We start from the raw sequence: 9745 nt of genomic DNA, 5'->3' as shown, positions 1-9745 counted from the left end.
AACTTATTAGGATCGGATCCTTTGCAGTTGGCTTGATTTTGCCAATCTAAGTCTTCGGCTGATAAAAGCTCGCTTAGTTCACTCAACATAAAAATAGCCTATTTACGTTCAATTATAAATTAATCCGAACGACTCACAAGTATTTGCCGATTACTCATCGTGCTCCGGCAGATTAAGCTCACGTCGAATCCGTCTTCTTTCTCGGGGGGTCGCGCCACCCCATATCCCTTCTGTTTGATCAGTTATAACCGCATCGAGCAAGCACTCCGGCCGGACAACACAGACTAGGCATATCGATTTTGCAACATTAACTGCCGCTTTGTCGCCTTCTGCCGGGAAGAATATGTCAGGATCCATCGACCTGCACTCGGCCCGGCTGCGCCACTCTAGTTCTGAGTCGCCGATTATATCACTTAGATTAGTCATCAGTGTCAAGCGCTAAGGAACTTTTTGGTCTTTACTTTGGTGGGCGCTGAGGGACTCGAACCCCCGACCCTCTCGGTGTAAACGAGATGCTCTAGCCAACTGAGCTAAGCGCCCTCATCCAAAAACTTTACCCTAAACAGATTGTAATACATCTTTCCGTCTTGGGCGAGACAGGACAGCGCTCCGGCTAAAACCGCGGGGCTAACCTCCCCGCTCTTTCGCCGGCTAGCGAATCGCTTGAGCTGGAGGTTCAAGCTGTACTAACCAAAGTAAAGCTCAGACAACTAATGTTTGTGCGTTCTTCAGAGGGTCCCCGCATAGTGGGGCGGATAGAACGCTCAAACAAAGAGGAGAAGCATCCTAGACCTTGCCTAAAAGAAAACAACCCCCTGGATAGTTTTATTTCCAGCAAGGTTGTAGATTGCTTCGACGTGGTGGGCGAGAGAGGACTTGAACCTCCACGGCCCTTATAGGCCACTAGCCCCTCAAGCTAGCGCGTCTACCGATTCCGCCACTCGCCCATATCTCTAAGCGCACCTATTGTAGCCACATTTAGCGATAAAACTCAATTTGCATTTCTCAGCAGAATAAACAGCCCAAGCACCAAAATAGCCGGCCAGAGAATATAAACCTGAAACGAATAAACCCACTTATTGGGCCTCAGCAGGCTATCGACAAACCGGTTCTGGTGCGGATGATAATGCTGTCGATAGCGTTTCCAGATAACTTTATGTTCCAACTCGATTAAAAGCGAGATCAATACCAGGCCGGTGCCAGCCAGTGTTATTAACAAGTCAATATCGTCCATGCGGTCTTAGGTTCTTGGCATGTGATCAGACAAATGTTCCATCGAATATTCTTTGCGCAGGATTAAGGTTAAGTCTTCCCGCCTGACGTCGATTTTTACGCCTGGATTCATCGTGCCATAAGGATCAAATATTGATTTAATCTTTTTGAATAATTCATAAACTTCGGCGCCATACAGCTTCGGCAGATAAGGAGCCCTCAGCCGGCCGTCGTTGTGTTCGCCGGCGGTGCTGCCGCCCAGGCTGATAACTAAGTTGTAGTAGTCATCCATGATTTTAAATAGTCTTTGCCTATCTACGACAGACGACAAGTCCAAAAACGGTTGCATGTGCAAATTTGCGTCGCCGGCATGGCCCCATACCGCAGCTTCTAATTTGTGATCGGCAAAAATTTTGTAGATGCCGTTGATGTACTCCGAGAACTTTGCCTGCGGGACAACCCCGTCTTCAATAATCGGCAAGGCTTTTTTGCGGCCTTCGACGTGCCAGATAACCGCCGCCGCGCTGTGCCTGATTTTCCAGAGCATCTCCCGCTCGTGCTCGTCTTTGGCCAAACTAAACTCTGTCGCCAAGCCTTCCAGCAATTTTTTGACTCGTTTGACGGCTCTTTTTTGCTTCCGCTCGTTTACGTCGTCAAATTCAATCAATAATACAAAGCCTGGATATGGTTGTTCGATCAAACCCTTTAGTTGGCGGGGGTTATGCCGGCCGACAAACTCCAGCAGGTGTTTATCGACAATTTCGAGCGCGCTAGGCTTGAGCGGCAAAATATTGCTAACGGCGGTCTTGGCTTTTTCAATATCGTCGAAGTGAGCCGAAATTAAAGACGTATTAGGATTAAACGGCTCGGTATCAAGCGTTACCTGTGTAACCACGCCGAGCGTACCCTGCGAGCCGACTAGCAACGGTGTCAAGTCAAAACTGCCGTCCTTGCGCTTAACGTCTTTGACGGCATAACCGGAAGAGTTCTTACTGACCTCAAAATTGATCGACTGGATTAAGTCCCAATTATCCATAATCAGCGCGTCCAGCTGACGGTAGACCTCGCCTTCGAAGGTCGTCTGGCCCTTTTTTTTACTGAGTTCACGCTTAGTCAATCTGAGGGTGTGGACTAGTTCGCCGTTAGCCAGTACCACGTCTAGCTCGCGGACAAAATTACGGGTGGCGCCGTATTTGACGGTTTTTTCACCGGCAGCATTGTTTGCCACCGCGCCGCCTATGGTTGAAAAATCAATCGACGATGGATAAGGCGGTAAAAATCGGCCGTGGGTATGGAGCGTCGTTTGCAAGACCTTATAAATTATGCCGGGTTGAACGCGGGCTATCCCCTTGCCCGTATCCAGCTCAAGCAGTTTGTTCATGTGGGCGGGAAAAACCAAAATAATGCCATTGCCAATCGCCGCTCCGGCCTGATCACTGCCTTTACCCCGGGCTGTAATAGACAGCAATTTGCCGCGTTCAGCCAGTTGCCAGCTAAATCGGGCAACTTTTCTGACGTCGCTGGTGTTTCTGGGATAGACCACGATCTGCGGCTCAACGGCAAAAACACCCCCGTCCGTTGAAAAAAACCGCCGGGCTGACTCGGAAGTTATAACTTCACCTAGAAGATGTTCTTGCAGATAGTGTGCAACTTTACTCATAAATAAATACGGCAGTATCTAGATTACCACTAACATTATCATAACAAGAGACGTCCGCGGGAAAAACTAATTGTTTGCTGTCAGCGAAGCTAAGATTTTTAGCTTTTCATCGACACTCAAATCGGCGTTATTTACCCGTAAGCTGCGGTCGATCAGATTCTGAGCGGTCAAGCCGATGCCGCCGCTGCGCCGAACATAATAATCCCACAGCCAAAGATCGCGCTGACGAATCTGATCGAGACTCAACCAGTCTTCCACCGTGCTGATTTGCTCAATCGCCAAACTAGGCCGACCAAGCTCGAGGATAGCCTTAAAGCCAGCCATTCTAACCAGCGTCATTTCCTTGATCAAATCCGATAAATCCTTTTGCAAACCGCTACCGCTGTCTGATTCGACGGTTACCGCGCTCGGCTCAACTGGATCTTGCGCATCTAAGCCGTCTTTTACCTGGCTGTCTAAGACCGCCTCGAGTCGGTTAATCCGATCCTGCAAGGCAGAAACGGCATCAAGATAGGGGTCTAGACTAACCTCCGCCTCGCCATTGGCCGCATCCAGCCAAGCCGAATCAGCCAGCAACAGCGCTTTATAAGTCAGTCTTTCATAGTGTTGGTTCGTCCCTTCGTTCGCCAGGTTAGTTTTAAGTTTTAGTTTATATAGCTTGGTGGCTATCCAGCCAGCTTTACGCTCTATACCTCTGTCACGCCCTAGTTCCAAACTAGCGGCATCGTCTAGGCTCCCATAAACCCCTTCGATAGTGCCCAAGATGGCATATTCATCAGCTACGGCACGCGTGGTGGCCGCAATTATTTGCACCGCTTCGTCCGAGCCGATTTGATCTGATCGCCTCAAATCGGAAATTAGGTTATGCAGCGCCTCGGCTCTAACCTCAAAGCTCACTTGGGGTTCATTCGTGGCCAGCGAGGCAATTTTTTTGGCGATTTCTTGGTCCTTTGTCAGCCCTAGCCAGTCATTGAACTTCTGCCGGCGTTCAACTTGGTCTGGGGTCGCGCTAATATTTTTAAAAGTATGCCAGCTCCGGCGATTGGATGGCCCCGCCCAGCTGGCAAAAACGTAGTCGATTTGTCTTTTAGTGTCGGGGTCATGAATCGAATCAATTTGTTTTTCCAGCCAATCCACTTGGGTCTGGGCGAGCGCGCCGTTACGCAAAACACAGGAAATCAAAGCTACTCGAGCATCGTCGATTCTCCGTTGCAAAGCCGCAACTTCCGGCCGGCTAGAAAGATTAATGCCAATAAAGTTCGCCGGTCCGTCTTCCTGGTTGGTCATACGATAATTATCGACTACCGCCAGCAGCGTCATCGCGTCGGTCACAGCCCGGCTGGGCGCTGGGTAGGTTTCTCTATGTATGCGCGACAATTCTTCGGACCGAACGACTATTACCTTGGCAAAATAGGCCAATCGACTCAGGTTATCGATAACTGTTTCTTGGTTGTCCGATGTAATCGCGTTGGCCTCACGAAGTAATTCGCATTGATTTTCATCCCGCTTAACCCGCTCGAACAGGCTCTGGGTGACTTTTCCCGGTTCAATTAAGGCTAAGGCGACGGCTGTAAGTTCAAAGATTTCCGGCGTGACATCGGCCCTTCCGGTCTCAATATAATGCAACTTGACCAGTTCTTGGATTTTTTCCGTGTGCTGGCCGCCAGTTATGTCGTTAAGGGTTACCAATTGCTCAAAAAAAGCTATTCGCTTCTCAGTAGAAAGCTTGGTCGAGCCCGGATTGAGTTCTTTCTCTAAGGGTTGGATAATTTGGTTGTAAATACTCGCGGCGAAGTCGGTTTCTCCCAGTTCAAATATTTCCGTTTGTGCCTCCGACTCATCAACTAATTCTTCGCCGGTTCTCGAGTAATCTTGGTTAGCTTCATTGCCATTTCCAAGCTCGAATACAATTTCGTCACCGCCATTAGCTCTCGCGTCAATAGGAAGATCATGCGACCATTCACTTGTTGTCATCACGTCTCCTAAGTTGTTTACTAAAAACTTTAGGTTTATTTTATCACTTTACTTCGGTAAAAGCAATACAACTAGGCCTGGGGGATGACAGCGCTCCGGCTAAAACCGCGGAGCTAACCTTCCCGCTCTTTCGCCCGCTAGCGAATCGCTTGAGCTAGGGGTTCAAGCTGTACTAACCAAAGTAAAGCTCAGACAATTAATGTTTGTGCGTTCTTCAGAGGGTCCCCGCATAGTGGGGCGGATAGAACGCTCAAACAAAGAGGAGAAGCATCGTAGACCTTGCCTAAAAGAAAACAACCCCCTGGATAGTTTTATTTCCAGCAAGGTTGTAGATTGCTTCGACATGGTGGGCCTAAACAGGACAGAACGCAAACCAATGCAACGCCAAGCTGCTGGGGCTAGACGGTGCTACTTCACTGCCCGTGGTGCGCCCGGACAATCGACAGCCGCCAAGTCGCCCTAGTCATCCATCTGTCGGGGCCGGGTCGTCGATCCGGCCCCGATCGCCGTGAATGCCCAGCATGAGCTCCGGTTCGATTTCACGTATCCCGGGTCCATACGCTTGACCCATTCTTGGCGCATCAATCTTGAGATCAATCCACCTACACATCTCTTCCCACAAGGTGGTCGGATCATCGGGATCTAGAACCTGCCAAAGTTGTTCGCAGAGGCCTCGAAGCATTTCCAATACTGTGGGTGTGTCGGCTACTGTCACCAGCTGGTACAGCAGACGCAGGACTTCATCTCGCGCTTGCTTGTGACGAGTTGGTAGTGCCGTCATCAATAGTTTCCAATTACCTGGTGACAACATTGTCTCACATGTTCGGTCCACCATACAGAAGTGCGGGTTTTGACTCTTCTCTCACGTTGAAGTTGGCGCTAAACAAGAATCGCAATCGTACTATTCTTGTCTGCGACGTGCCATGGTGTTCCCCTTTCGCCCGACAAGGTCTGGGTGCTAACTGGTTCGATTCGCTATCACTTATCCAGTGGCTGAGCATCTCTGTCGTAGAACCTTCGGAACCGACTCTTGGTTGATGCTTCTCGGACCAACTTGTCAACAAAGGCCTGAGTATAGAGGTAATCGCGGTGTGGCCTGTCATAGATGCAGTACTTCTGCTCTGTCCGTTCGGGATGTCTAGCGCCACTGGGAGGTCGGCACTCAAGCTTCCGCCAGCCATCAACGAAGTGCTGCATGTTGAATCGGAACGGAAGGCGGGACTGGACAGCCGCGACCACCTGGCTCGGCCTCAACAGGTCGGCACTAACGACTGGTCTGACCTGCTCACGGACGATGACTCGGCCGGCTCGGCCAAGTTGGGAGAGGGTTTGGCGTTCCTCCTCGCTGAGGTCACTCTCTCTGACAAATGTGAGAGCTCGGTCGGCTTCGGCCTTCGGGCCGAGCTTGGGAACGAGGTGGAGACGGAACTCGTAACGGTTGTCGTTGATGACGCTCGCATCGAGGTCCTGCTCGAAGCGGGCAATGAAGTCGCGAGCTGAGCGCGGCAGACCGTCGCGCAGATTAAGGCTGGCTGACTCGCTGAGACCCGTGATCGTGCCCACGAGGATCGGGAACCGCAGTCGGTCCCCGAGTGAGTACTTCAGCCCGAACGTCTCAACCAGCTCGTTCTCGAAGTTGATGAGCAAGGCCTGGGCATAGCCACTCGCCACCATAGCGATCGTTTCTTCGTACCGGTGCTCGATCTTGTTTCTCAGCCCGATGGTGAACTCGAGGTTCTTGTTGATCGGGCCGCCCTGCGGATAGCGGACGCTGACACACTTCTGCAGGTCCCAGGTCTTAGGTTCGCCGTCGACACGGTCGAACCAACCGTTGGGGAGACGGTAGCGATAGTCGATGTGGTCCCGGTGGAACCGCGCCTGGAGCAGATACAGCCAGGCGATGTGCATGTGAATGAAGAATCCCTCTAGGCGTCGCGCCTGAGCTGGTTGGTTGTAGAGGTCCACAGCGAGCAACGCTTCATCGACCGCACCCTCAAGCATCGTCCGCCAACGAGCCTTCATGACCCCATCATCTCAATCAGTCATCGTGACGGCAAGCAAGAGCACCATGCGTGGCCGCTGGCGCGCGCGTCTACAACGTATCGTAGGCCCCCAAGTCCCCCGCCTCGAGTAGGAGCACGACACGAAGCGTTGTCATCGGCACCACATTCCGGTCGTCTCGGCGCACGGACCTCTGTTGATCCGTAGTCGATTCGACAACACGTAGGCACACAGGACGCGAACCGTCCCAACAGGGGTCCCGCAGCATCGTTCGGCTCTGGCTGTCAAATGAACCGAGACGCCGGCTGGGACGTCTCGACCTCTGGTGAATCTGGCAATATCTTCCTGTTTGGTGGGCGAGAGAGGACTTGAACCTCCACGGACAAATTGTCCACTAGCTCCTGAAGCTAGCGCGTCTACCGATTCCGCCACTCGCCCACGTGCCCCAGCTATTTTAGCCGCCAGTCCGGTTAAATCAACCATCCTTCATAACGGTTTTGGCAAATCCGCTTTCAGAACCGTCCAATGATGGATATCAAAAAACCGATCAACCGGATTGGCTAAACGCTGAGCCATAAATCCATCAACCACACTCAATTGCGCGTACTGGAAAACCGGCCGGTAGATTGCCATAGCCGGGACATCCGCCCGCCACTGTTTAACAAACGACTCGTACTTGGCTCTTCTAAGCGACAGGTTGCGGCGGGTTCGGCCGGCCTCCAGAGCAGCATCAACCAATGCGTTTTTATATTCCGATAAGTTAAAGCCGCCCACCCTGGCTTCGCTGCTGTGCCAATAGACAAAGACATCCGAGTCTACACCTTGGTCGATTCCGAATAATAATAGTTCATAGGAGTGAGGCAATATCCAATCCTGCTGAAGGTTAGCCGAGCTGACGAACTCCAGTTTAAGCAAGATGCCGGCTTCCCGCCACTGGCGTTGAATTTCTTCTGCCACCAACGGATATTCATCGCTGTTTTGAGTCACTAATGTCAGCTCCAGCTGCTGGCCGCTTTTATTGCGGCGGATACCGTCCGTTTCCAGCCGCCAACCCAGACCCTCGAGCAGTTTTGCGGCTGATTTGGGATTAAATCCGACCTGGGTCAGTTCCGGACTATAGCCCAACTGCCCTGGCAGCACCGGCGCGTTTGACAAGGAATAAGCTCCGCCTAACTTTTCAAAAATGGCCTTGGTATCAGTCAGCTGGGTCAAGGCTTTCCGAAAATCTCGGCGCTTAAACTCACCGCGGCTGTTATTGTAAAAAAGCATGACGTTATTGAACAGCGGAGGCGTTGCCAGTTTAAAGCGGTCTTGGCCGGTTAATCGACTAACATCATCAAGCCCGAGATTAGCAGCACCGGCAACATCACCGTCGTTAAAGGCCGCCACCAACTGCTCATAATCGGCATATGTTTGGATAATAACTTCCTCTAGTTTTGGCCGGCCAAGATAATAACTTTCGTGTCTGGTTAGCCGTACTTGGCCCAGCTCATCTTCTAGCGACACGCTAGAAAACACAAACGGTCCGCTGCCTACGCGCGGCTGCAAATTAAACGGATGAGTTCGCAGTTCCCGCGGCTCGATTTCATTTAAAACATGGCTGGGCAAAAGGCCGAGATGGGTCAGAGAGTGAATAAACGGGGTAAAGGCATTAGGCAAGGTAAACGTCACAGTCAGCGCGTCCACTGCTCTAACCTCAATACCGCGCCAACTTTGATTAAGCGGCGATTGAGTATCAGGGTGTTGAATAGCCTCAACTGTAAAGACAACATCCTGGCTGGTAATGGGCAGGCCGTCGTGCCAAAACAAGTTTGGTCTGAGATTGATAGTGTAAACAGTTTGATCGCTGTTTACCTTCCAGTTTTCAGCCAGGGCGTTGACAACATTGGTCTGCTCGTCATATCTGAGCAACGGTTCAAACACCAACGTCGCGATGCTTCTTTCCGGAGAGGTGGTCGCAAAAATCGGGTTAAGATTAGCGATTTTGCCGACAAGTCCTTCGGTATAGGTTCCGCCCTCTATCGAAGTCTGTTGCTTGTAAAAATTAGCCAGCGACTTGGTTTGAGCAAATACTCCTAACATCAACAAACCGATTAAAATCAACCAAGCCAAAACAAACCGTCTAACATCAATGAACTTCTGCCAGCGACGGACGACATGCTTATCCAGCTGCTGGGCCGCCTGAGTCTGAGCCTCGGCTACAGATTTTTGCGTCGTTCTGAGGCGACGCCGAAAGCGCAGCCGCGTAGTTTTTTTTATCATCAAGTTTAAGAGATAATGCTCAGCACAATCGACAGTACAAAGACGACGGCCAGCAAAATGGTGAACTGATGGATGGATTTATCAATACCGCGACGCTCGGTATGAAGCTCGCTCGAACCCCCAAAGCCGGCGCCCAAGCTCGCGCCGCGCGATTGAATCAAAATGAATAAAATCAGCAATCCGCCAGAAATCAGCGATAAGACTTGCAGAAACAAAATCACTAGCGATCCTCCAACAGTGTTGTCAGCGAATAGTTTACCAAGCCTATTACCAGTCCAGCAAGTACGGCGCCGCCAAAACTAGTTACTTGAAGCGGGCCATAAAAATAACTGGTTAACCAAACTGCCGCACCGTTAATAACAATCATGAACAGACCCAACGACAACAAAACCGCCGGCAACGTCAGCAATATCAGCAGCGGCTTAACTAGGGCGTTGACGATTGACAGAATTAATCCCGCCCAAACAATTGTGCTGAGCCGCTCGTCGAATGACACCGTGTCGAATAAGCGCTGCGCAATCCATAAACCAAGTCCGTTAACGAACCAACGGAGTAAAAACTTATAAAGTTGGGCGTTCATAACTTAAGCTTGATTATATCACTCCGAAGCTGGTTACTGCTGCCTGGTCGAACGAA

The 9745-nt window shown here is 50.9% G+C and carries 9 protein-coding genes and 3 tRNA genes; all 12 read right to left on the bottom strand.

Annotated features, from left to right (window positions below; translation table 11 throughout):
* Positions 1–150: 150 nt before the first annotated feature.
* The 12 genes from VGA08_04190 to VGA08_04135 all read right to left on the bottom strand — a co-directional run bounded on the left by VGA08_04190 (position 151) and on the right by VGA08_04135 (position 9689).
* Positions 151–426 carry a WhiB family transcriptional regulator gene (locus tag VGA08_04190; GenBank protein ID HEX9679787.1) on the bottom strand — a complete coding sequence of 92 codons (276 nt, stop codon included), beginning with the start codon at positions 424–426 and terminating at the stop codon, positions 151–153.
* A 37-nt stretch (positions 427–463) separates the two neighbouring features.
* A tRNA-Val gene (locus VGA08_04185) sits at positions 464–540 on the bottom strand.
* A gap of 318 nt (positions 541–858) precedes the next feature.
* Positions 859–947: transfer RNA gene (locus VGA08_04180), tRNA-Leu, on the bottom strand.
* Positions 948–991: 44 nt separating this feature from the next.
* Positions 992–1234 carry a hypothetical protein gene (locus VGA08_04175; protein HEX9679786.1) on the bottom strand — a complete coding sequence of 81 codons (243 nt, stop codon included), beginning with the start codon at positions 1232–1234 and terminating at the stop codon, positions 992–994.
* Positions 1235–1240: 6 nt separating this feature from the next.
* Positions 1241–2872: an FAD-binding oxidoreductase gene (locus VGA08_04170; GenBank protein HEX9679785.1), complete on the bottom strand. Its 1632-nt coding sequence runs from the start codon at positions 2870–2872 to the stop codon at positions 1241–1243.
* A gap of 66 nt (positions 2873–2938) precedes the next feature.
* Positions 2939–4846: a hypothetical protein gene (locus tag VGA08_04165; protein HEX9679784.1), complete on the bottom strand. Its 1908-nt coding sequence runs from the start codon at positions 4844–4846 to the stop codon at positions 2939–2941.
* Positions 4847–5309: 463 nt separating this feature from the next.
* Positions 5310–5681, bottom strand: coding sequence for a hypothetical protein (locus VGA08_04160; protein ID HEX9679783.1), 372 nt, complete (start codon positions 5679–5681; stop codon positions 5310–5312).
* Positions 5682–5824: 143 nt separating this feature from the next.
* Positions 5825–6847 carry a DUF3644 domain-containing protein gene (locus VGA08_04155; GenBank protein ID HEX9679782.1) on the bottom strand — a complete coding sequence of 341 codons (1023 nt, stop codon included), beginning with the start codon at positions 6845–6847 and terminating at the stop codon, positions 5825–5827.
* A 350-nt stretch (positions 6848–7197) separates the two neighbouring features.
* Positions 7198–7285: transfer RNA gene (locus VGA08_04150), tRNA-Leu, on the bottom strand.
* Between the two features lie 48 nt (positions 7286–7333).
* Positions 7334–9109: an ABC transporter substrate-binding protein gene (locus tag VGA08_04145; GenBank protein ID HEX9679781.1), complete on the bottom strand. Its 1776-nt coding sequence runs from the start codon at positions 9107–9109 to the stop codon at positions 7334–7336.
* Between the two features lie 5 nt (positions 9110–9114).
* Entirely contained in the window at positions 9115–9330 is a 216-nt protein-coding gene (gene secG / locus VGA08_04140; protein HEX9679780.1) for a preprotein translocase subunit SecG, read from the bottom strand.
* Positions 9330–9689 (bottom strand): phage holin family protein, encoded by a 360-nt coding sequence (locus tag VGA08_04135; protein HEX9679779.1) that lies wholly within the window; start codon positions 9687–9689, stop codon positions 9330–9332. The genes secG and VGA08_04135 overlap by 1 nt, the downstream gene beginning before the upstream one ends.
* Positions 9690–9745: the final 56 nt, after the last annotated feature.

The organism is Candidatus Saccharimonadales bacterium, assembly GCA_036397795.1.
Classification (GTDB): domain Bacteria; phylum Patescibacteriota; class Saccharimonadia; order Saccharimonadales; family DASWIF01; genus DASWIF01.
This window is presented reverse-complemented; position numbering and strand designations above follow the sequence as displayed.

What these genes read in the sequence shown, in the direction of transcription:
- VGA08_04165 (HEX9679784.1), bottom strand. Translation starts at nt 4,846, where the DNA reads ATGACAACAAGTGAATGGTCGCATGATCTTCCTATTGACGCGAGAGCT.
- VGA08_04175 (HEX9679786.1), bottom strand. Translation starts at nt 1,234, where the DNA reads ATGGACGATATTGACTTGTTAATAACACTGGCTGGCACCGGCCTGGTA.
- VGA08_04160 (HEX9679783.1), bottom strand. Translation starts at nt 5,681, where the DNA reads ATGGTGGACCGAACATGTGAGACAATGTTGTCACCAGGTAATTGGAAA.
- VGA08_04135 (HEX9679779.1), bottom strand. Translation starts at nt 9,689, where the DNA reads ATGAACGCCCAACTTTATAAGTTTTTACTCCGTTGGTTCGTTAACGGA.
- VGA08_04190 (HEX9679787.1), bottom strand. Translation starts at nt 426, where the DNA reads ATGACTAATCTAAGTGATATAATCGGCGACTCAGAACTAGAGTGGCGC.
- VGA08_04170 (HEX9679785.1), bottom strand. Translation starts at nt 2,872, where the DNA reads ATGAGTAAAGTTGCACACTATCTGCAAGAACATCTTCTAGGTGAAGTT.
- VGA08_04155 (HEX9679782.1), bottom strand. Translation starts at nt 6,847, where the DNA reads ATGCTTGAGGGTGCGGTCGATGAAGCGTTGCTCGCTGTGGACCTCTAC.
- VGA08_04145 (HEX9679781.1), bottom strand. Translation starts at nt 9,109, where the DNA reads ATGATAAAAAAAACTACGCGGCTGCGCTTTCGGCGTCGCCTCAGAACG.